The sequence below is a fragment of the Trinickia sp. Y13 genome (genome assembly GCF_029522115.1).
Lineage (GTDB): Bacteria > Pseudomonadota > Gammaproteobacteria > Burkholderiales > Burkholderiaceae > Trinickia.
Genome location: NZ_JAKWFK010000021.1, coordinates 36,853 through 58,036, shown reverse-complemented (window position 1 = coordinate 58,036; position 21,184 = coordinate 36,853). Strand labels below are relative to the sequence as shown.

Sequence of the window (21,184 nt, the reverse complement as noted above, 5' to 3'; positions counted from 1 at the left end):
CGGACCTCTCGACACGTGACCGGTTCGCCCGGCCACGTGCATTTCGCTTTCGTTGCTTACTTCGTCTTCTGCGCGCCTACTTCACGATCCCATTTCTGGAACGCGGCGACCATCTTGTCGGCCGGCAAGGGCAGGGCATTCGGATACTTCGCGATCCAAGCGCCGTACTCGGGACGGCCATACTTCTCGATGACGACGCGGCTCTTCTCCGGCGCGTCCTTGACCTGCACGCCCTTGATCGCCGGCCCCGGATAAAAGTAGCCGTCGTCGTAGGTCATCGCCTGCTGGGCCGGCTGCATCATGAAGTCGAGCAGCTTGTAGAGCACCTCGAGCTTCTCCTTGGACACGCCCTTCGGAATGACCATGAACTGGGCATCGTTCACCCACGTCATGTTGTCGAACGCGGCTACGCGGAAGTTCGCCGGCACGATACCAAGTGCGCGCGGGTTGATGTCCCAGCCCGTCATCGTGACCGTCATGTCGCGCGAACCTTCGCCGATTTCCTTCATCACCGCGGAGGTTCCGCCCGGGTAATAGGGAACGCACTCGTTCAGTTGCTTGAGGAACGCCCACGTCTTGTCCCAGCCCTTGTCCGGGTCCTGAGGATCCTTGTCGCCGAGCAGATACGGCAACCCCATCAGCCAGGCACGGCCCGGCCCCGAATTCGCAGGGCGCGCATAGATCAGCTTGCCCGGATGCGCCTTGCACCACGAGAGCAACTGGTCGGGCGTCTTCGGCACTTCGTTCGGCTTCACGTGATCCGGGTTGTATTCGAGCAGCGGGCCGGCCGGCGAGTAGACCACTTCGAGACCATAGCCTTGCGCGAGATCCTGCATCTTGCGCGGACCCGGTGCGTAACTGTCGAGCACGCCGGGGAAGTGCGCGGCTTGATCGGGCAAGAGCTTCACCCAGAGCTTCTGCTCGATGCCCGCTGCCAGCGCATCGGTGCCCGTCAGCACGAGATCGATATCAGAGCGGCCCGCCGCCTGCATCGCCTTGATCTTGCCCGGCAACTGCGGCGCCGGTGCGTTCGTGTACGTGATGTTGCCGACCAGATCCGGATACTTCGCCTTGAACGCCTCGAAGCCGGCTTTCGTCAGCGCTAGATTGCCCGCCACGTCGACGATGTTCAGCGATACCGGCGCGGCGAAGCTCGCCGTCGCCGCCACCGACAAACTGAGCGCCGCAGCGATGCAGCCGATACGACGCGCGATAGTTGAACCTGCCATGTCTCCTCCAAAGGTTATCGGGATGTCCCGTTTCGTAGATTCGTGTTGCTGCCTGCCTGCTTGCTTGCCTCTGCCTGCTTGCATCGCGTTGCTTCCCTCCTTGCCCGCCCGCTATGCCCCGCCCGCCCGCGTCGCATCGCTCGGAAGCCGCAGCATGGGCTCGGGCAATCCTTCGACGCCGGCATCGAGGGCGAACGTCGCGCCCGACAGCGCGTCGCCTTCGACGCGGATCGACGTGACGAACAGCGTGTCCATCTGCGCGCCGCCGAACGCGCACATCGCCGGCTTGGCGACCGGCACCGCAATGCTGCGATCGAGCTTGCCCGACGGCGTGAAGCGATGCACGAGGCCCGCGTCGTTGCCGCAGATCCAATAGCATCCTTGCGCGTCGACCGCCGCGCCGTCGGGGCGGCCCAGGTGCGACGACGCGGGCATCTCGACGAATACGCGCCGGCCGTGCGGCACGCCGTCGTCGACGTCGTAATCGAACGACCAGATCACGCGCCGGCTCGGATGCGAGTCGGACAAATACATCGTGCGGCCGTCGGGGCTGAACGCCAGGCCGTTCGGCACGATCAGGTCGTCGCAAAGCACATGCAGCTTGCGCCGCCCCGCGTCGAGCCGATACAGACGCCCCGCCGAGCTGGCGAGCGCCATATCGCGCACCATCGTCCCGCCGATGAAGCGTCCTTGCCGGTCGCAGCGCCCGTCGTTGAAGCGCATGTCGTCCGCCGCGTGCACGACCATCGCCAAACAGCCGCCGCTCGTCATCGGCTCGTCGGGCGTGGGCTGTGCCATCAGATAGACGCCGGTCTCCATCGCCAGCGCGATCCCGCCTTGCTCGACCAACGCGAACGAGCCCGCCATCTCGGGCAGCGCCCACGCGTGCGTATGGCCCGTGCAAGCGTCCCAGCGCCATAGCCTGCGCCCGACGATGTCGGTCCAATAGAGCGCGCGCTCGGCCCGATGCCAGATCGGGCTCTCGCCGACACTGCAGTGCATCTCGCCGATTCGTTCGATCGATGTCGTCGCTGCCATGGCGGTCAGTCTCCGAACGGCCCGGCCGTCACGAACGAGCCTCCCTGGAACAGGCGAACGGGGTCGTCGTCGGGAAGCGGCGGCTGCTCGCGTTCGATGCGCTCGCGCCACGGCTCGCTCGACTGGGTCGGCACGTAACCGAGCAGTGCGGCTTGTGCGTTGTCCCACCAGCCATCGCGATTGGCCGATACGCCATAGACGATCGTGCATGCCACGTTCGGCACGAACATGGCGCGCCGCACGAGCTGTTCGAGATCGTCGTAGCCGAGCCAGGTGCACAGCATGCGGCGATCCTTCGGCTCGGGGAACGAGGAGCCGATCCGCACGCACACGCTTTCGATGCCGTAACGGTCGAAGTAGAAACGCGCGAGCTGCTCGCCGAACGCCTTGCTCAAGCCGTAGTAGCTATCGGGTCGCGGTGCGGCCGTCGCATCGATCACTTCCCCTTGCCGATAAAAACCGGTCACATGGTTCGAGCTTGCGAATACGACGCGACGTACGCCATGGCGGCGCGCAGCTTCGTACAAGTTGTAAGCGCCTTGGATATTGGCCGGCAGCACTTCTTCGAATGGGCGCTCGACCGACACGCCGCCCAGATGCACGATCGCGTCCACGCCTGCCACGAGCGCATCGACGGCAGCGGCATCGGCTAGATCGCAGACGAGCGCTTCCTCGCCCTCGCGCGGCTCGCCGAGCGGTGCGATATCGGAGATGCGCAGCACGTCGGCATAACGCCGCAACCGCTCGCGCAATACGCGGCCAAGCCCGCCCGCCGCGCCCGTCAACAAGATGCGGCCGCAGTGCGTGCGAATGCCGTCCAAGGGATCGGCGATGTGAGACGCTTGCGTCATGTCAGGTCACCGGCGCGGGGTTGAACAGCACGAGATCGTTGTGCAGGCCGAGCTTGTCGGCACACACCTGGCGGCGGCCGCTCGCCACTTCCAGAATCATATGGAAGAGCTCCCAGCCGACATCGGCAATGCTCGCCTCGCCCGTCGCGATGCGGCCCGCGTCGAGGTCGATGAGGTCGTACCAACGCTCGGACAGCGACTTGCGCGTCGACACCTTGATCACGGGCGCCATCGCCAAGCCGTAAGGCGTGCCGCGGCCCGTCGTGAAGACCTGCAAGTTGATGCCGGAAGCCAGTTGCAGCGTGCCGCAGACGAAGTCGCTAGCGGGCGTCGCCGCAAAGATGAGGCCTTTGCGCCGCATTCTTTCGCCGGGGCCGAGGACGTCCACGATCGGGCTCGTGCCCGATTTGACGATCGAGCCGAGCGCTTTCTCGACCACGTTCGAGAGCCCGCCGCGCTTGTTGCCCGGCGACGGGTTCGCGCTGCGATCGGCGCGGCCGCCGCTCAAGTAATCGTCGTACCAGGCCATCTCGCGCAAGAGCGCACGGCCCACCTCTTCGTCCACTGCGCGAGGCGTCAGCAGATGGATGGCGTCGCGCACTTCGGTCACTTCCGAGAACATCACCGTGCCGCCCGCGCGCACGATCAGATCGGCCGCGAAGCCGACGGCGGGGTTGGCCGTCACGCCGGAAAACGCATCGCTGCCGCCGCACTGCACGCCGATCACGAGATCCGATGCGGGGCACGTCTCGCGGCGACGCTCGTTCAAGCGCGCGAGCCGCTCGTCGGCCATCTCGAGAATCGCATCGACCATCTCGCCGAAGCCCTCGTACGCCTCGTCCTGCAGCGACAGCACGGGCGATTGCGGCTTACCCGCCACTTCGATCGGAATGCGTCCGCCCGGCGCGAGCTTGGCGGGCACGAGCCGCTCGGGCACGAGCTTTTCGCAGCCCAAGCCGATCACCATCACCTCGCCGCCGAAGTTCGGGTTGACGGCGAGGTTCTGCAGCGTGCGGATCGGCACGATCGCTGCCGGCGCGTTGATCGCGACGCCGCAGCCGTAGGTATGCGTGAGCGCCACCACGTCGTCGACGTTCGGATAGCGCGGAAGCAACTCGCGCTTGATGCGCCCGACCACGTACTCGGTCACGCCCGCCACGCACTGCACGCTCGTCATGATGCCGAGCACGTTCTTCGTGCCGACGGTGCCGTCGGCGTTGCGGTAGCCTTCGAACGTATAGCCTTCGAGCTTGGGCAGCTCCGGCGCTTTGCGCGTGGCGAGCGGCAAGGCGTCGAGCGCCGGCGGCTGCGGCAATTGCACCGCGTTTTCGTCGACCCAGCTGCCGCGTGCGAGCGTCTTGGTCGCGTAACCGATGATCTCGCCGTAGCGCACGATCGCATCGCCTTGCGCCAAGTCGGCCAGCGAAACTTTATGGCCTTGCGGCACGGCCTGCGCGAGCACGGTGCCATCGTCGAGCACCGCCCCCGCCGCAAGACCGCGCGCATTCACGACGATCGCGACGTTGTCGCGCTCGTCCAAGCGAATCGTGAGCGCGCGTTCGGCGGCCGGTTCGGGCGCGGAAGTTGAAGCAGACATTGCAAAAGACCTCATCGTTTAACGTGCTGTCAGCGCACCAGGCACGGACGCTTGTTGTCGAACGTCCAGCCGGGAATCAAATACTGCATCGCGGCCGCGTCGTCGCGGCTGCCGAGGCCATGTTCGAGATAAAGCGCATGCGCACCGGCAAGCGCCTCTTCGTCGAGCTCGATCCCCAGCCCCCCGCGCGCGGGCACGGCAACGCGTCCTTGCTCGATCGTGAAAGGCTCGCGCGTGATGCGCTGGCCGTCCTGCCAAATCCAATGCGTGTCGATCGCCGTGATCTCGCCCGGCGCTGCCGCCGCGACATGCGTGAACATCGCGAGCGAAATATCGAAGTGATTGTTAGAATGCGAGCCCCAGGTCAGGCCCCACTCGGCGCAAAGCTGCGCGACGCGCACCGAACCGCGCATCGTCCAGAAGTGCGGATCGGCGAGCGGAATGTCGACCGCGCCGAGCGTCACGGCATGGCCGAGTTGACGCCAATCGGTCGCGATCATGTTCGTCGCCGTGCGCAAGCCCGTCGCGCGCCGGAATTCGGCCATGACCTCGCGCCCCGAATAGCCGTTCTCCGCGCCGCACGGGTCCTCGGCGTAGGCTAGCACCTCGTCCTTGCCGCGGCACAGGCGAACCGCCTCCGCGAGCGACCACGCGCCGTTCGGATCGAGCGTGATGCGCGCGTCGGGGAATCGCTCGGCAAGTGCGGTCACCGCCGCGATTTCCTCTTCGCCGGGCAGCACGCCGCCTTTGAGCTTGAAGTCTTGGAACCCGTAGCGTTCGTGCGCGGCCACGGCCAGCCGCACGACCGCCTCGGGCGTGAGCGCCGGCTCATTGCGCAGATGGAACCACGGATCGGCCGCATCGGTTTCGCTGCGATAGTTCAGCGGCGTGCGCGTGCGCTCGCCGACGTAGAACAAGTAGCCCAGCATCGGCACATGCGTGCGCTGCTGCCCCTCGCCGAGCAACGCGGCGACGGGCACCTCCAAGTGTTGCCCCAACAAATCGAGCAGCGCCGCCTCGATGGCCGTCACCGCATGCACGGTCACGCGCAGGTCGAACGTCTGTGTGCCGCGGCCGCCCGCATCGCGATCGGCAAAGCGCCGGCGCACCTGGTTCAGCACGTCCTGCCAGCGGCCGAGCGATGCGCCGACCACGAGCGCGCCCGCCTCTTCCAAGGTGCGCCGAATCGACTCGCCGCCGGGCACCTCACCCAGGCCCGTGCGCCCGTCGCTATCTTCGAGAATGACGATGTTGCGGGTAAAGAAGGGGCCATGCGCGCCGCTTAGATTGAGCAGCATGCTGTCGCGCCCGGCCACGGGCACCACGCGCATGCGCGTCACCACCGGGGTCGACTGCGTCGGAGAATGCATCGTCGGATTCGTCATTGCGTCTTGCTCATCGATTTCAAGGTCTAGCCGCTTCGAAGCGGGTTTTCATCGAAGCGAATTCAATGCCGTCGAACGCGGCCGTCAGCGGCGAGCATTCGCGCCGCCGCCACGCACTGCTTTGCCGAAGCTCGGCCGTTTCGGGTCGTAGGTCCAGCCTGGCACGAGATAGCGCATCGCCGCCGCGTCGTCGCGTGCGCCATTGCCGAGCGTGCGATAAAGCGCATGCGCCTGCTCGACGCGATCGAGGTCGATCTCGATGCCCAGTCCCGGCCGGGCCGGCACCGACACTTGTCCCGCTTCGATCGCAAACGGCTCGCGCGTGAGGCGCTCGGCGCCTTCTTGCCAAATCCAGTGCGTGTCGATCGCGGTGATCGGCCCGGGCGCCGCGGCAGCGACGTGCGTGAACATGGCGAGCGACACATCGAAATGATTGTTCGAATGCGAGCCCCACGTGAGGCCGAACTCGCTGCACAACTGCGCCACGCGCACCGAGCCCTGCATCGTCCAGAAATGCGGATCGGCAAGCGGAATGTCGATCGCGCCGAGCACGAACGCATGGCCCAACTGACGCCAATCGGTGGCGATCATGTTCGTTGCCGTCTGAATGCCGGTCGCGCGCCGGAACTCGGCCATCGTCTCGCGGCCCGAGTAGCCATGCTCGGGTCCGCAGGGATCTTCCGCGTAGGCGAGCAAGTGACCTTGCCCGCGGCACAGAGCGATCGCCTCGTCGAGCGACCATGCGCCGTTCGGATCGAGCGTCGCGCGTGCGTGCGGAAAGCGCGCCTTGAGCGCCGCAATCGCTTCCATTTCCTCGGCGCCGTCCATTACGCCGCCCTTCAACTTGAAATCGACGAACCCGTAGCGCTCGGTCGCCGCTTCGGCCAGGCGCGCGATCGCGGCGGGCGTGAGCGCCGCCTCGTGACGCAAGCGCAGCCAGTCGTCGCGCTCGCCGCTACCGTCGACGTACGGCAGGTCCGTCTTCGCGCGATCGCCGACATAGAACAGATAGGCGAGCATCGGCACGCGCTCGCGTTGCTGGCCGCCGCCGAGCAGGTGCGCGACAGGCACGCCCAGGCACTGACCGAGCAAATCGAGCAACGCCGCTTCGACGGCGGTCAGCACGTTGTCCATGCGCAAGTTGATTTCGTGCGGCTGACGCAGCACGGCCGACTCCGCTTCCGAACCGACCTCGTACACGGTGCCCCGATGCGCCTCGCCGCTGCCGCCGGCCAGCGCGCGGCGTATCGCATTGAGCGTGCCGTTCATGCGCCCGAGCTCACTGCCGATCACGAGCGGGGCGATGCGTTCGAGCGCCCCGCGAATGCCCTCGCCCCCGGGCACTTCGCCCGCGCCCATGCGCCCAGCCGAGTCCGTCAACAACACGAGGTTGCGCGTGAAGAACGGGGCATGCGCGCCGCACAGATTGAGCAGCATGCTGTCGCGGCCCGCCACGGGGATCACGCGCATGCTCGTCACGCGCGGCGTGCCGCTTTGCGTGAGGGAATCGGTCGTTTGCCCGTCCACCTTGGTGCTTCTCCTTTTCGATTCGATGCGTTCGATCAGTTCGACGAAGGGATCGATCCGAGCTTCACGCGCTCGATCTTCCCAACCACGAACAGATAGCAGACGCAGGCGACGAGGCCGTGCAGGCCGACGAACACGAGCGCGCCATTGAACGAGCCCGTGTGGCCGACGATATAGCCGACGGCGATCGGCGTCGTGATGCTCGACAAGTTGCCGAACGTATTCATCAAGGCGCCGCTCAGGCCCGCGATCTCCTTGGGCGCGGTGTCCGAGTTGACGGCCCAGCCGAGGGCGCCCAGGCCCTTACCGAAGAATGCCAGCGCCATGACGGCCACGATGATGGCCTGCGCGTCGACGTAATTGCAGATCACCATGCTCATCGACAGCAGCATGCCGAGGACGATCGGCAGCTTGCGTGCGAGCGAGAGCGATGCGCCGCGTCGCAGCAACGCATCGGAAATGATGCCCCCGAGCACGCCGCCCAAGAAGCCCGCGATGGCGGGGACCGATGCAACGAAGCCCGCCTTCAGGATCGACATGCCCCGCGCCTGCACGAGATAGACCGGAAACCAAGAGATGAAGAAATACGTCAGCGCATTGATGCAGTACTGTGCGAGATAAATGCCCATCAGCATGCGGCTGCGCAGCAACTGCTTGATGTGGCGCAGATCGGGGCCTTGCTTGCGCGCACCGCGCACGCCGCGATCCAGATCGACGAGTCCGCCGCCCGCCTCGATGTATTCGATCTCGGCGCGATTCACGCGCGGATGATCCTTCGGGTCTTTCATGAACAAGCGCCACGCAAGGGCCATGGCCATCCCGAGCACGCCCATCACGACGAACACCGAATGCCAGCCGAACGAATGCACGAGCCAGCCCATCAACGGCGCGAAGATGACGGTGGCCGCATACTGCGCAGAATTGAAGATGGCCGATGCCGTGCCGCGCTCATTGGCCGGAAACCATGCGGCCACGATGCGGCTGTTGGCCGGAAAGGAAGGCGCTTCGGAGAAACCCACGAGAAAGCGCAACGCAAACATCGCCGCGATCGCGGCCCCGCCTGCGAGAAAACCGATGGTGCCCTGAAACAGGGTGAACAGCGACCACAGGAAAATGCTGACGCCATAGACGCGGCGCGAGCCGAACCGGTCGAGCAACCAGCCGCCCGGCAACTGCGCGATCACGTACGACCAGCCGAACGCCGAGAAGATATAGCCGAGCGACACGGCGCTGATGCCGAAGTCTTTTTGCATCGCCGAGCCGGCGATCGAAATGCTCGCGCGGTCGGCGTAATTGATCGTCGTCGCAATGAACAGCATCGCGAGAACGAGGTAGCGCACGCGCGTGGCGCGCAAGGCCTGCGGCACAGCCGTCGCGCCCGCTGTCGTGGTTTTGGTTTGCATCGTCCCCTCCTTCGCGCAAGCGCCTTTGATATGCGCCGCGGATGAGTCTTGCGTCCAGGCTCGACGGCCCGGGTTCTATTCATCGGCGCACGCCGGGCGCGCGCCGGTCACGTGAGCCAACGCCTACGCGATGCGAGCGATGAGCGTCTTCAGCTCGGCCTGCTCCGCTTCGGTCAAATCGGTCAGCGGTGCGCGCACCGGACCGGCGCTGCGGCCGATTGCCTTCATGCCGGCCTTCACGATCGACACCGCATAGCCGCGCTTGCGGTTGCGCAGCGCGATGTAGGGCAACACGAATTTGTTCAGGTCGGCATAGACCTTCGCGTGATTGCCCGCGCGCACGGCCGTATAGAAATCGAGCGCGAACTCGGGCACGAAATTGAAAATCGCGGACGAGTACGTGGTCACGCCCAGCGTCAGATACGGCAGCGCGAACGTCTCGGCCGTCGGCAAGCCGCCGACGTAGGTGAAGCGATCGCCCAAACGCGCGTGAATGCGCGTCATCAGTTCGAGGTCGCCCACGCCGTCCTTAAAGCCGACGAGGTTCGGGCACCGCTCGGCCAAACGCTCGAGCGCCACTTCGTCTAGCACTTGGTTGGCGCGGTTGTAGACGATCACGCCCAGGCGCGTCGATTTGCACACTTGTTCGACGTGCGCCGCCAGGCCGTCGGCGGGCGCTTCCGTCAGATACGGCGGCAGCAGCAAGATACCGTCGGCGCCGGCCGCCTCGGCCGAAGCGCACAGTTGCGTTGCGATCGCCGTGCCGTAGCCGGCCGGTGCGATCACGGGCACGCGCCCGCCCGTCTGCTCGACCGCCGCGCGCACGACGCGCTCGACTTCGTCCAGCGTCAGCGAGAAGAATTCGCCTGTGCCGCCCGCGGCGAAAAGGCCCGCGGCCGGATGGCTGAACAACCAATCCAGATTCGCGCGATAAGCGGCATTGTCGAACGAGAAGTCGTCCTTGAAATGGGTGACGGGAAACGAAAGCAGACCGGTGCCGATCTGGCGGGCGAATTCGGTGGGCGTGTAACGTGACATGGCGGGTGGCGCAACGAAGCGCAAGAAAGCGTTGAGTGATGTAATGCAATGCGACGATTCTTGCACCGCGAACGATTCACGTCCAAGATAACGAATGTTTCGATTGATTCATGTTTTGTATCGATGTTCGAACTGAGCCACCTCCGCTGCTTCGTCGCCGTCGCCGAAGAACTGCATTTCGGCCGCGCCGCCGAGCGGCTTCATATGACACAGCCGCCGCTGTCGCGGCAGATCCGGCTGCTCGAGCATCAGGTCGGCACCGAACTGGTCGCTCGCTCGAGCCGCTCGGTCAAGCTCACGGCCGCGGGCCGCAGCTTTTTGCCCGATGCCGCGCGCATCTTGCGCCTGGCCGACGAGGCCGCGGCCACCGCACGCCGCGTGGCGGCGGGCTCTTCGGGCACGCTGGCGATCGGCTTTACCGCATCGGTCGGCTACGGTGTGCTGCCGGCGCTCGTGAGCGCGGTGCGGGCGGCCTCGCCGGGCGTGCGGCTCACGCTCAAAGAGATGGTGAGCGGCGCGCAGTTGGAGGCCTTGGATTCGCGCGAAATAGACTTCGGACTGCTGCGGCCGCCCGTCGAGCACGGCGAGCTCGTCGATCGGCCCTGCCCGAACGATGCGCTCGTGCTGGCGTTACCGGCGGCGGCGGCAAAAGAGTGGCCTGCGCGGCCCACGCTCACCGATTGTGAAGGGCGGCCTTTGTTGATGTATTCACCGTATGAGGCGCGCTACTTTCATCAGCTCGTGAGCGGGCTGCTCGAACGCGCCGGGGTGTTGCCCGACATCGTGGAATACGTGAGCCAGATCCATTCGATGCTCGCGCTCGTGCGAGCCGGCATCGGGGTGGCGTTGATCCCCGCGGCGGCGGCCATGCTCCATTTCAAGGGGGTCGCGTACAGGCCGGTGCGCACGACGCCGCTCAAGCCTGTCGAGTTGCGCTTCGTCTATCGCAAGGACAACGACAACCCGGTCTTCGACGCCTTGAAGGACGATTTGCAGAAGGCCGTGGCGCGTGCGCGGTAAGGTGCGGCGTCGGTCCGCTGCTGCGATGGTGGCGGCAGCGGCGCAGCGTACAATCGCGGCCATTGTGGACCGACGCATGCCATGGACCTCGAAAGCATTCTTTTCACTCAAGGCTTCGGCTCGCGGCGCCAATGCCGCGCTTTGATCGCGCAAGGACGTGTGGCGGTGGCAGGCGGCATCTGCCTAGATGCCGACGCCGATTTCGCGGTGGAGGAATTTACGTTTGAGGTCGATCGCGCCCCGTGGCGTTATCGCGAGCGCGCCTATGCGATGCTCAACAAACCGGCCGGATACGAATGTTCGCGCGAGCCGCAGCATCACAATAGCGTGTTCAGCTTGTTGCCCCCGCAACTCGCGGCACGCGGCGTGCAATGCGTCGGCCGCCTCGACGAAGACACCACGGGCTTGCTGTTGCTGTCCGACGACGGCCAATTCGTCCACACCTACACCTCGCCCAAGCGCAAGGTTCCGAAGACGTATCTAGCGACCACGCGGCACCCGCTCGACGAGCGTCAGTTGCAAGCGCTGCGCGAAGGCGTCCTGCTCCATGGCGAAAAAACGCCGATCGCGGCCGCCGCCGTAGCGATGCGTGACGAAAGGCAACTCGAAATCACCGTCAACGAAGGCAAATACCACCAAGTCAAGCGCATGATCGCGGCGGCCGGCAATCGTTGCGAGGCGTTGCACCGGGAGCGGATCGGCGCGCTCGCGCTCCCTCGAGACCTTGCCCCCGGTGCGTGGCAATGGCTCGACGACGCGCAACTGCAAGCGTTGCGCGGCGCATCGAGCCCAACGCCGGCGTAACGCGCGCCTTCGCCCAGAAGCGTTGCAGGCGCCATGAGTGCCCATAGGCGCCGTATAGGCATCCGAACGCCAACCTAGCGATGCCCCGCACCGAGCTCGAGACGCACGCGCCAAAGGTGCGTCAACGCACGGACCAACGCAAAAGCCCGGCCATATCGGGTCCGCCCCCTATGGGGCGGCGCAGGCGGCCCGCCTATACTGGCCTCAAACGCGGTAGACCGACGCCGGCGCGGGTGGTCTGCCGACAATGAGCTTTGCAGGGGAGGCTGCCGTGGTCATCAACGGTACGTTCGAGATTTCGTACGTCGTACTTGCGTTTGCCGCGCTGGGTGCGATTCTCATCGGCGCGCTGCTGACCGTCATGCATGTTCGGCGCCGGTACGATCCGAACCTCATCGGCGCGTTGATCGGCGCGCTGTTTTGCTTTCTGCTGCTAGAAGCGTTGCCCGCGCTCATTTAGCCTCAGACGTACCCTCGTCCCGACCAACGCCACTCAAAAAATCGTCGACGCTCGGGTAGCGCAGCGCGATGCGCAACTCGCGCCTCAAGCGCGCGTTGGACAAACGCCGAGATTCACGCATGAAAGAGAGCGCCATCGGATCGAGCGTGCGCTCGGCCGCCTCGCGCGAAATGCGCGGCACACGCGGCAAGCCGAACGCATCGGCGACGCGATCGAAATAAGCGCCCATTTTCAGCACGGTATCGTCCGACGCATGAACGACGCGTCCGATGCGCCCGTGCGTCGCCACGCGCAGCATGATCGCAGCGAGATCGTCGGCGTGGATGTGGTTCGTATAGACATCGTCCGCTTCGTTCAATGCGGGTTTGCCTTGCTCTATGCGCGCGAGCGGTAGCCGGTCGCGCGCATAGATGCCGGGAATGCGAACGATGCTCGCAGCCATCGCGCCGCGCACGTTGGCTTGCCGCAACCGCCGCTCGGCCGCCACGCGCCGCTTCGCGCGCGCGCTGGCTGGGCGCACCGGCCGCGTTTCGTCGATCAGCGCGCCCGCGCAATCGCCATAGACCCCAGTCGTGCTCGCATAGACGAGACGGATGGGCGGGCGCAAGTCGGCCGCCCGAAGTGCCTCGGGTACAATACCCCGGATGTGCGGCAAAGGCATGCCGAGCGCCGAGCGCCGCGATGCTGGCCCGCGCGATGCTGCACTACGTTTGAGCAACGGCCTCACGGCAGGCGCGGCGGGAACCGCCGCCCGGTGGCGCTTGCGAGCGCCGAGGGCCGCGATCAACGCGCGTGTGCGCGGATCGTCGGCGCCGCTCGAAGGCGGCGGTGCGAGATGCAGTACGGTGCGTGCAAGTCCCGCCAAGCGGCGCAGGCTGCGCGGCGCGTCGAGATCGCCCACGATCGGCGTGAGCCCATGTGCGCGGAGGGCCGCAGTGCGGTCCGGGCGAGTGGTGAGCGCGAATACGCGCGCTTGCCCGGCGTGCGCGAGCAAGTGCGCTGCGCATCGCAGTCCGACATCGCCGCACCCGACGATCAGCAAGCGGGGCCGGCGCAAGATTCGTGTGGCGTTCATGTGCGCGCATTGTAGCGGTCAACCGTGCCACGCGCCTGCGCCCAAGGTTTTTCGTTTTTTGTTTCGATCGAGCTATGGCATACAACGTGACGATCCGGCAAAGCGGCCGGCAATTTCAAGTGGAACCCGACGAACCCGTGCTCACCGCGGCCTTGCGCCAAGGCGTCGGGGTTCCGTACGGCTGCAAAAACGGCGCCTGCGGCTCGTGCAAAGGCTCGGTCGTCTCGGGTGAAATCGAGCAAGGCTCGCACTCGTCGTCGGCGCTTTCGAACGATGAGAAAACGCGCGGGATGGCCCTGTTTTGCTGCGCCACGGCCCAATCGGACCTCGTCATCGACGTGCGCGAAATTGCAGGCGTGGGCGACGTCCAAGTCAAGAAGCTGCCTTGCCGCGTCAACGCGATCGAGCGCCGCGCCGACGATGTCATCGTGCTCAAGCTGCAATTGCCGGCGAACGAGCGGTTGCAATACCTCGCGGGGCAGTACATCGAGTTCATCCTGAAGGACGGCAAGCGCCGCAGCTATTCGATGGCGAGCGCCCCCAGTCAAGAAGGCCCGATCGAGTTGCACATCCGTCATATGCCGGGCGGCGTGTTCACCGATCACGTCTTCAACACGATGAAGGAGCGCGACATCCTGCGCTTCGAAGGCCCGCTCGGCACGTTCTTCCTGCGGGAAGACTCCGACAAACCGATCGTCCTGCTCGCCTCCGGCACGGGCTTCGCCCCGATCAAGGCGATCGCCGAACACGCGTTCTTCAAGAACGTCGAACGCCCGATCACGCTCTACTGGGGCGCGCGCCGCAAGAAAGATCTCTACATGCTCGAGCTTGCCGAAGGCTGGGCCAAGGATCACCCGAATTTCAAGTTCGTCCCGGTGCTGTCCGAACCCGATCCGAGCGACAACTGGACCGGGCGCACCGGCTTCGTGCATCGCGCCGTCGTGGATGATCTGCCCGATCTGTCGGGCTATCAGGTCTATGCGTGCGGCGCGCCGGTGATGGTCGAATCGGCCCAGCGCGATTTCACCGCACATCACAACCTGCCGGCCGACGAGTTCTACGCCGATTCGTTCACGAGCGAGGCCGATCTCGTCAATGCCGTTTGATGAGGAAAAAATACGACAGCGCAAACGTGGCTGCGATTGCATCTAGGTACACGCTGTCGTATTCTTGCGCCCATGACCTGCCACCTGCCCGCCCTCCGACGTCGCCGCTCGCTCCCGCCAAGGGAAGCCGTCGGCTCGTAGCGGACGCGCGCCTCGCCAGCAGCAAGCGAGCAGGCGCCACCGGTCAAACCGCGAAAGCCACGGACTACCGTGGCTTTTTTCATTTCTCCTTCACTCTTTCTTCATTTTTCGCGGAGCCGTGCCATGCAATCGACAGAGAACGCGACGCAGTCGCTGATGTACATCACCAACCGGCCGGACATCGTATTCACGCGCGGCGCGGGTTCGTGGATCTTCGATAGCGAAGGCAAGCGCTACCTCGACTTCATTCAAGGTTGGGCCGTCAATTGCCTCGGTCACTGCCATCCGGCGATGATCGAAGCGCTGGAAACGCAGGCGCGGCAACTCATCAATCCCTCGCCGGCGTTCTACAACGAGCCGATGGCCAACCTCGCCTCGCTGCTGACCGAGCATAGCGTGTTCGATAAGGTCTTCTTCGCGAACAGCGGCGCGGAAGCAAACGAAGGCGCGATCAAGCTCGCACGCAAGTGGGGCAAGAAATTCAAGAACGGCGCTTACGAAATCATCACGTTCGATCACAGCTTTCACGGCCGCACGATCGCGACGATGTCGGCGAGCGGCAAAGCCGGCTGGGACACCATGTATGCGCCGCAGGTGCCGGGCTTCCCGAAAGCCGAGTTGAACGACATCGCATCGGTGGAGAAGCTGATCGGGGATAAAACCGTGGCCGTCATGCTGGAGCCGATTCAAGGCGAAGGCGGTGTCATTCCGGCTACGCGCGAATTCATGCGCGAACTGCGTGAGCTAACGAAGCGTCACGGCCTGCTGCTCATCGTCGACGAAGTGCAAAGCGGATGCGGGCGCGCCGGCACGCTGTTCGCCTATGAGCTCTCCGGCATCGAGCCCGATATCATGACGCTCGGCAAAGGCATCGGCGGCGGCGTGCCGCTCGCGGCGTTGCTGTCAAAAGCCGAGGTCGCCGTCTTCGAAGCGGGCGAGCAAGGCGGCACCTACAATGGCAATCCGTTGATGACGGCCGTCGGATACGCGGTCATCAAGACGCTCACCGCACCGGGCTTTCTCGAAGGCGTGCGCGCACGCGGCGAGTATCTGCGCGCGCAGCTGCTCGAGCTGTCGGCCGAGCGCGGCTTCGAGGGCGAACGCGGCGAAGGGTTGCTGCGGGCGCTGATGCTCGGCAAGGACATCGGACCGCAGATCGTCGAGAAGGCGCGCGAGCTGCAACCCACCGGCGTGCTGCTCAACGCCGCTCGGCCGAATTTGCTGCGCTTCATGCCGGCGTTGAATGTGACGGACGATGAAATCGATCAGATGATGGCGATGCTGCGCACGGTGCTCGATTCGCTGTAAGAAGGCGTCGCCAGACGGCCGGTTCAACGGTAAAAAAGCCGCATGCGCTCTCGCGCATGCGGCTTTTTACATCGAACCGCTCATCTACATCGATGGCTTACATCGAGACCTTGTTGATGAAGGTCCGCTTGCCTTCCTTGTAGCCGTAGATCGAGATCACGCCGTGCTTCAGGTCGCCCTTCGCATCGAACGTCGTCTCGCCGATCACGCCCTTGTGATCGGTCGTAGGCATCGCGGCAAGGATCTTCGCCGGGTCGACCGAATTCGCACGCTTCATCGCATCGACGACGATATACACGGCATCGTACGTGTACGGCGAATACAACACGACGTCCTGGTTGTAACGCTTCTTGTACTTGGCCGCGAAATCCGAGCCGCCCTTCATCTGGTCGAGGCCGATACCGGCTTGCGAGCAAACGATGTTGTCGGCGGCAGGGCCGGCCAGGTCGACGATGTTAGCCGTGCAAACGCCATCGCCCGCGAGGATCTTCGCGCGCAGGCCCAACTGCTTGGCTTGCTTGGCGAAGGGGCCACCCGTCGCGTCCATCGCACCCACCATGATGGCGTCGGGGTTCTCGCCCTTGATCTTCGTCAGAATCGCGCGGAAGTCGACGGCCTTGTCGTTCGTCGCATCGTGCGACACGACGTTCAAGCCGGCAGCCTTCGCGGCCTTCTCGAACTCCTGCGCGAGACCTTGGCCGTACGCCGTCGAATCGTCGACGATCGCAACCTTCTTCACGTGCAGGTCCTTCGCGGCATAGTTCGCCAGCGCCGGGCCTTGCTGCGCATCGGTCGCGACGACGCGGTAGGTCGTCTTGAAGCCCTGCAGCGTGTACTTCGGATTCGTGGCCGACGGCGAGATTTGGACGATGCCCGCATCGCTGTAGATCTTCGAAGCGGGAATCGACGTGCCCGACGTTTCATGGCCGACAACGGCAACGACCTTGTCATCGACCAGCTTTTGCGCAACTTGCGTGGCTTGACGCGGGTCGCCCGCGTCGTCTTGCGGGTCGAGCGCCAGCGTGACCTTCTGACCGCCGATCACGAGGCCCTTCGCATTGATCTCTTCGATCGCGAGACGAGCGCCGTTTTCGTTGTCCTTGCCCTGGTGAGCCGAGCCGCCCGTGAGCGGCGCGACGTGGCCGATTTTGACGATCGTATCGGCTTGAGCGGAATTGCAAAGCGCGAAAGAAAGCGCGGCTGCTGCTGCGCAGCCGGTGAGAAGCGACTTATTCACTGTTGTAGTTCCCTTTTTTTAGATCGGGTTTTAAAACGATGCTGCTGCGGGCCGTGGCGGCCCTTTGACGGCGCCCGTGCTGGAATGCACGGGCGCGCGAGAGAGTGGCGTTATTCGCCGAGATAAGCGGCCCGCACCTTCGGATCGTCGAGCATTTGCTTTGCATCGCCCGACATCGTGACCATACCAGAATCCATCACGTAACCGCGGTTAGCCGCCTGCAGCGCAAGGCGTGCATTCTGCTCGACGAGCAGCACGGTCAAGCCTTCCTTCGAGATGTCGCGCACGACTTCGAAGATCTTCTCGACCATGATCGGCGACAGGCCCATCGACGGCTCGTCCAAGAGCAGCAGCTTCGGACGGCTGATGATGGCCCGCGCCATCGCCAGCATCTGCTGCTCGCCGCCCGAGAGCGTCCCGGCCAATTGCTTCGCGCGCTCCTTCAAACGCGGGAAGTAGCCGAACATGCGATCGACGTCCTTTTGGATACCGTCGTTATCGCTGCGCAAATACGCGCCCATTTGCATGTTCTCGATGATCGACATGCGCGCGAAAATGCCGCGGCCTTCCGGCACCATCGCCAAGCCGCGCTTGAGCAGTTCATGCGCCGGCACGCCCTTGATCGACTGGCCCATGTACTCGATGTCGCCCGCCGAATACGGCTTCAGACCGGTGATGGCCTTCATCGTCGTGGTCTTGCCCGCGCCGTTGGCGCCGATCAACGTGACCAGCTCGCCTTGCGCGACTTCCATGTCGACGCCCTTGACTGCCTGAATGCCGCCGTAATTGACTTGCAGGCCCTTGATTTTCAACATTGCCGTAGCCATCAGTGGACCCCCGCGCCCAGATATGCCTCAATCACCTTCGGGTCCTTCTGCACGTCTTGCGGCAGACCCTCGGCGATCACCTTGCCGTAATCGAGCACCGTCATGCGATTGCACAGGTGCATCACGAGCTTCACGTCGTGCTCGATCAGCAGAATCGTCCTGCCGTCGTCGCGGATCTTCTCCAGCAAGCGCGTAAGCTCGACCTTTTCCGTCGCGTTCATACCCGCAGCCGGCTCGTCCAATGCCAAGAGCTTGGGATCCGTTGCGAGCGCGCGGGCGATTTCCAAGCGGCGCTGGTGCCCGTACGAGAGATTGCGCGCCGTGTAATCGGCGTACTGCAGCACCCCCACGTATTCGAGCAGTTCGAGCGCGCGCTCCTTGATCTCGCGCTCTTCCTTACGCTCGGCCGGCGTTTGCAGCACCGCGCCGATCAGCCCGTGCTTGGTCCGCACGTGGCGGCCCACCATCACGTTCTCGAGGGCAGTCATGCCGCCGAACAGGCGAATGTTTTGGAACGTCCGGGCGATGCCGGCTTGAGCCACTTGGTGCACGGCGGTGGGCGTGTAGTTCTCGCCATCGAGCTTGAACTCGCCCGAATCGGGCGTGTACAGGCCAGTGATCACGTTGAAGAACGTGGTCTTGCCGGCGCCGTTCGGGCCGATGAGGCCATAGATCGTGCCTTCTTCGATTTGAAGGCCCACGTCCGACAGCGCTTGCAAGCCGCCGAAGCGCTTGTTCACGCCCGTCACGGACAAACGAATGCTTTTGTTGCTCATTTTGCGTGTTCCTCCGCTCTTTACGCGCGCACAGGTTTCTTGGCGCTGCGCTTGGCCAATTTTGCGATCTTGTCCTCATGCTTCGGCGCGGGCCACAGGCCTTCCGAGCGATACAGCATGATGAGAACCATCGCCAGGCCGTAAAGCAGCTGACGAATCACTTCCGTGTCCAGAATCTGGTGGCCGAAGATCCAATGTTGCAGCGGACCCATCGTCGAGCGCAGGAATTCCGGGAAGATGGCGAGCAGCACCGCGCCGAGAATCACGCCGGGAATGTGACCCATACCGCCGAGCACCACGCAAGCAAGCACGACGACCGATTCCCAGAAGGTGAACGACTCGGGCGACACGAAGCCTTGGAAGCCGCCGAACATCGCACCGGAGAGGCCGCCGAACGACGCCCCCATCGCAAAGGCGAGCAGCTTCACGTTGCGCGTGTTGATGCCCATGGCCTTGGCTGCGATTTCGTCTTCGCGGATCGCCGCCCAGGCGCGACCGATACGCGAATGCTGCAAACGGGTGCACACCCAGATCACGAGCAACGAGCAAAGCACGAACAGGTAGTAATAGAGATAGACCGAGGGCAGTTGCACGCCGAAGATCGTGTGCGTTTGCGCGAGACTGAAGCCTGCGACATGCACCGGATCCACGCCGGTAATGCCTTGCGGCCCGTTCGTGATGTTGACCGGACGGTCCAGGTTGTTCATGAAGATCCGCACGATTTCACCGAAGCCGAGCGTCACGATAGCCAGGTAATCGCCGCGCAGACGCAGCGTCGGCGCGCCCAGTAGCACCCCAAACAGTGCCGCGAGACCCATTGCGATCGGCACGACCAGGAAGTACGACAGATGCAGGCCGTTGGGCCAAATGTTGTGGATCCACTCGAACTGGGTGGACAGATGTGGCGAGGTCAACAGGGCCGCCGTGTAGGCGCCGACCGCGTAGAACGCGATGTAACCCAAGTCGAGCAGACCGGCGAAGCCCACCACCACGTTCAGGCCAAGGGCCAGCATGACGTAGAGCATCGCGAAGTCGAGCACGCGAACCCAGTAGTTGCCGCCAGCGGCGCCGATGATCATGGGCGCCGCGATGACGAAGATGGCGGTCAGCACGCCGACGACGAGCGTCTTGGTGGCGTTTTTCTCGGGAATGAGCGTCGTGGACGGCTCGATCGGTTGAATTGAAGTCATTTTCTAGCTCCTTGCCCTTACGCGCGGTCCGCCACACGTTCGCCGAGCAAGCCCGACGGACGGAAGACCAAGACGATGATCAGCACGATGAATGCGAACACGTCCTGATAGTTGCTGCCGAACACGCCACCGGTCAGATTGCCGATGTAGCCCGCGCCCAGCTGTTCGATCAGACCCAGCACCACGCCGCCGACCATCGCGCCGCCGAGGTTGCCGATCCCGCCGAGCACGGCCGCGGTGAACGCTTTCATGCCGGGAATGAAGCCCATGTAGAAGTGGACGTTGCCATATTCGGAGGCGATCATCACGCCGGCCAACGCGGCCAGGGCCGAGCCGATCATGAAGGTCGCGGAGATCACGAAGTTCGGGTTCACGCCCATCAGGCTCGCGACGTTCGGATTCTCGGCGATCGCACGCATCGCGCGGCCCAGCTTGGTCTTATGCACGAGCAAGAGCAGGCCGGCCATCACGAGGAACGCGACGGCGATGATCGTGATTTCCGTGGCCGAGATCACGGCGCCCACGCTCGTGTCGGTCGCCTTGATCACGTTGAGCGGATCGGTGGAAATCAACTGCGGGAACGGCAGCGGATTGCGCGACCAAATCATCATGGCCAGCGTTTCGAGCAGGATCGACACGCCGATCGCGGTGATCAGCGGCGCCAAGCGCGGCGCGCGGCGCAGCGGCCTGTAGGCAGCCCGCTCGATCACGTAGCCCACGATCGCGCAGACGATCGCCGCAACGATCAAACCAATGATGAGCGTCGGGATGTTGCCTAGCCCGGGGAAGTGATTGTGCAGCACGTTGATGGTCGATAGCGCGACCATCGCACCCACCATCAAGACGTCGCCGTGAGCAAAGTTGATGATGCCCAAGATGCCGTACACCATCGTATAGCCGAGCGCAATGATGGCGTAGACGCTACCAAGCACCAGACCGTTGAGGATCTGCTGGATGAAGATATCCATTTAAAGCTCCTTAGCCCGTGCGACTGGATTTTCGCTTCGCGCCGGTTGTAACGCGGACGGTCGACGAAAACCGCAACGGCACTGCGGGTACTGATAAAAAAACCGGTAAGGGTTGGCCGCCTCACGGATACCGCTGAAGCCGTGATTCGGCGGCAGACCCAGTGAGGCGGATGCAAAAACGGCACCGTCGGGTATCCGGTGCCG

At 64.3% G+C, this 21,184-nt stretch carries 19 protein-coding genes; 5 read left to right on the top strand and 14 right to left on the bottom strand.

Annotated features, from left to right (window positions below; all coding sequences use genetic code 11):
• Positions 1-56: 56 nt before the first annotated feature.
• The 8 genes from MMB74_RS25160 to kdgD form a co-directional block, all read right to left on the bottom strand.
• Positions 57-1,229, bottom strand: coding sequence for an extracellular solute-binding protein (locus tag MMB74_RS25160; RefSeq protein ID WP_277431380.1), 1,173 nt, complete (start codon positions 1,227-1,229; stop codon positions 57-59).
• A 111-nt stretch (positions 1,230-1,340) separates the two neighbouring features.
• Positions 1,341-2,267 carry an SMP-30/gluconolactonase/LRE family protein gene (locus MMB74_RS25155; RefSeq protein WP_277431379.1) on the bottom strand — a complete coding sequence of 309 codons (927 nt, stop codon included), beginning with the start codon at positions 2,265-2,267 and terminating at the stop codon, positions 1,341-1,343.
• Positions 2,268-2,272: 5 nt separating this feature from the next.
• Complete coding sequence (locus MMB74_RS25150) at positions 2,273-3,118, bottom strand: NAD(P)-dependent oxidoreductase (protein ID WP_277431378.1); 846 nt, start codon at positions 3,116-3,118, stop codon at positions 2,273-2,275.
• 1 nt (position 3,119) lies between these two features.
• Positions 3,120-4,715, bottom strand: a complete 1,596-nt coding sequence (gene garD, locus MMB74_RS25145; protein WP_277431377.1) for a galactarate dehydratase — start codon at positions 4,713-4,715, stop codon at positions 3,120-3,122.
• A 29-nt stretch (positions 4,716-4,744) separates the two neighbouring features.
• Positions 4,745-6,085, bottom strand: a complete 1,341-nt coding sequence (gudD, locus tag MMB74_RS25140; protein ID WP_277431376.1) for a glucarate dehydratase — start codon at positions 6,083-6,085, stop codon at positions 4,745-4,747.
• Between the two features lie 99 nt (positions 6,086-6,184).
• On the bottom strand, positions 6,185-7,627 hold the full coding sequence (locus MMB74_RS25135; protein ID WP_277431375.1) for an enolase C-terminal domain-like protein: 1,443 nt from the start codon (positions 7,625-7,627) through the stop codon (positions 6,185-6,187).
• Positions 7,628-7,662: 35 nt separating this feature from the next.
• Positions 7,663-9,030 carry an MFS transporter gene (locus MMB74_RS25130; protein ID WP_277431374.1) on the bottom strand — a complete coding sequence of 456 codons (1,368 nt, stop codon included), beginning with the start codon at positions 9,028-9,030 and terminating at the stop codon, positions 7,663-7,665.
• 123 nt (positions 9,031-9,153) lie between these two features.
• Positions 9,154-10,068, bottom strand: coding sequence for a 5-dehydro-4-deoxyglucarate dehydratase (kdgD, locus tag MMB74_RS25125; protein WP_277431373.1), 915 nt, complete (start codon positions 10,066-10,068; stop codon positions 9,154-9,156).
• 123 nt (positions 10,069-10,191) lie between these two features.
• On the opposite strand from kdgD, the gene MMB74_RS25120 reads away from it, so the two are divergent.
• The 3 genes from MMB74_RS25120 to MMB74_RS25110 all read left to right on the top strand — a co-directional run bounded on the left by MMB74_RS25120 (position 10,192) and on the right by MMB74_RS25110 (position 12,352).
• On the top strand, positions 10,192-11,088 hold the full coding sequence (locus tag MMB74_RS25120; protein WP_277431372.1) for a LysR family transcriptional regulator: 897 nt from the start codon (positions 10,192-10,194) through the stop codon (positions 11,086-11,088).
• A gap of 81 nt (positions 11,089-11,169) precedes the next feature.
• Complete coding sequence (locus MMB74_RS25115; RefSeq protein ID WP_277431371.1) at positions 11,170-11,892, top strand: 16S rRNA pseudouridine(516) synthase; 723 nt, start codon at positions 11,170-11,172, stop codon at positions 11,890-11,892.
• 247 nt (positions 11,893-12,139) lie between these two features.
• On the top strand, positions 12,140-12,352 hold the full coding sequence (locus MMB74_RS25110) for a hypothetical protein (protein WP_277431370.1): 213 nt from the start codon (positions 12,140-12,142) through the stop codon (positions 12,350-12,352).
• Here the strand turns inward: MMB74_RS25110 and MMB74_RS25105 are convergent.
• On the bottom strand, positions 12,345-13,427 hold the full coding sequence (locus MMB74_RS25105; protein ID WP_277431369.1) for an NAD-dependent epimerase/dehydratase family protein: 1,083 nt from the start codon (positions 13,425-13,427) through the stop codon (positions 12,345-12,347). The two genes, MMB74_RS25110 and MMB74_RS25105, sit on opposite strands and share 8 nt — an antisense overlap.
• A 74-nt stretch (positions 13,428-13,501) precedes the next feature.
• Between MMB74_RS25105 and MMB74_RS25100 the strand changes: the two genes are divergently transcribed.
• Entirely contained in the window at positions 13,502-14,533 is a 1,032-nt protein-coding gene (locus MMB74_RS25100; RefSeq protein ID WP_277431368.1) for a CDP-6-deoxy-delta-3,4-glucoseen reductase, read from the top strand.
• 264 nt (positions 14,534-14,797) lie between these two features.
• Positions 14,798-15,982, top strand: coding sequence for an acetylornithine transaminase (locus tag MMB74_RS25095; RefSeq protein ID WP_277431367.1), 1,185 nt, complete (start codon positions 14,798-14,800; stop codon positions 15,980-15,982).
• 97 nt (positions 15,983-16,079) lie between these two features.
• Here the strand turns inward: MMB74_RS25095 and MMB74_RS25090 are convergent, their stop codons facing one another.
• The 5 genes from MMB74_RS25090 to MMB74_RS25070 form a co-directional block, all read right to left on the bottom strand.
• Positions 16,080-17,219: a branched-chain amino acid ABC transporter substrate-binding protein gene (locus MMB74_RS25090; RefSeq protein WP_277431366.1), complete on the bottom strand. Its 1,140-nt coding sequence runs from the start codon at positions 17,217-17,219 to the stop codon at positions 16,080-16,082.
• Between the two features lie 110 nt (positions 17,220-17,329).
• Complete coding sequence (locus MMB74_RS25085; RefSeq protein WP_277431365.1) at positions 17,330-18,046, bottom strand: ABC transporter ATP-binding protein; 717 nt, start codon at positions 18,044-18,046, stop codon at positions 17,330-17,332.
• A complete protein-coding gene (locus tag MMB74_RS25080; protein ID WP_277431364.1) occupies positions 18,046-18,822 on the bottom strand; it encodes an ABC transporter ATP-binding protein in 777 nt (258 codons plus the stop codon). The genes MMB74_RS25085 and MMB74_RS25080 overlap by 1 nt, the downstream gene beginning before the upstream one ends.
• 20 nt (positions 18,823-18,842) lie before the next feature.
• Complete coding sequence (locus tag MMB74_RS25075) at positions 18,843-20,012, bottom strand: ABC transporter ATP-binding protein (protein ID WP_277431363.1); 1,170 nt, start codon at positions 20,010-20,012, stop codon at positions 18,843-18,845.
• 17 nt (positions 20,013-20,029) lie between these two features.
• Positions 20,030-20,980 (bottom strand): branched-chain amino acid ABC transporter permease, encoded by a 951-nt coding sequence (locus tag MMB74_RS25070; protein WP_277431362.1) that lies wholly within the window; start codon positions 20,978-20,980, stop codon positions 20,030-20,032.
• Positions 20,981-21,184 lie beyond the last annotated feature (204 nt).

Bases quoted from the DNA above. Each gene is read 5' to 3' on its own strand.
- MMB74_RS25160 (WP_277431380.1), bottom strand. From the start codon at position 1,229: ATGGCAGGTTCAACTATCGCGCGTCGTATCGGCTGCATCGCTGCGGCG.
- MMB74_RS25115 (WP_277431371.1), top strand. From the start codon at position 11,170: ATGGACCTCGAAAGCATTCTTTTCACTCAAGGCTTCGGCTCGCGGCGC.
- garD (WP_277431377.1), bottom strand. From the start codon at position 4,715: ATGTCTGCTTCAACTTCCGCGCCCGAACCGGCCGCCGAACGCGCGCTC.
- MMB74_RS25155 (WP_277431379.1), bottom strand. From the start codon at position 2,267: ATGGCAGCGACGACATCGATCGAACGAATCGGCGAGATGCACTGCAGT.
- MMB74_RS25100 (WP_277431368.1), top strand. From the start codon at position 13,502: ATGGCATACAACGTGACGATCCGGCAAAGCGGCCGGCAATTTCAAGTG.
- MMB74_RS25120 (WP_277431372.1), top strand. From the start codon at position 10,192: ATGTTCGAACTGAGCCACCTCCGCTGCTTCGTCGCCGTCGCCGAAGAA.
- MMB74_RS25095 (WP_277431367.1), top strand. From the start codon at position 14,798: ATGCAATCGACAGAGAACGCGACGCAGTCGCTGATGTACATCACCAAC.
- MMB74_RS25085 (WP_277431365.1), bottom strand. From the start codon at position 18,046: ATGGCTACGGCAATGTTGAAAATCAAGGGCCTGCAAGTCAATTACGGC.
- MMB74_RS25075 (WP_277431363.1), bottom strand. From the start codon at position 20,012: ATGACTTCAATTCAACCGATCGAGCCGTCCACGACGCTCATTCCCGAG.
- kdgD (WP_277431373.1), bottom strand. From the start codon at position 10,068: ATGTCACGTTACACGCCCACCGAATTCGCCCGCCAGATCGGCACCGGT.
- MMB74_RS25080 (WP_277431364.1), bottom strand. From the start codon at position 18,822: ATGAGCAACAAAAGCATTCGTTTGTCCGTGACGGGCGTGAACAAGCGC.
- MMB74_RS25105 (WP_277431369.1), bottom strand. From the start codon at position 13,427: ATGAACGCCACACGAATCTTGCGCCGGCCCCGCTTGCTGATCGTCGGG.
- MMB74_RS25130 (WP_277431374.1), bottom strand. From the start codon at position 9,030: ATGCAAACCAAAACCACGACAGCGGGCGCGACGGCTGTGCCGCAGGCC.
- MMB74_RS25150 (WP_277431378.1), bottom strand. From the start codon at position 3,118: ATGACGCAAGCGTCTCACATCGCCGATCCCTTGGACGGCATTCGCACG.
- MMB74_RS25110 (WP_277431370.1), top strand. From the start codon at position 12,140: ATGAGCTTTGCAGGGGAGGCTGCCGTGGTCATCAACGGTACGTTCGAG.
- MMB74_RS25070 (WP_277431362.1), bottom strand. From the start codon at position 20,980: ATGGATATCTTCATCCAGCAGATCCTCAACGGTCTGGTGCTTGGTAGC.
- gudD (WP_277431376.1), bottom strand. From the start codon at position 6,085: ATGCATTCTCCGACGCAGTCGACCCCGGTGGTGACGCGCATGCGCGTG.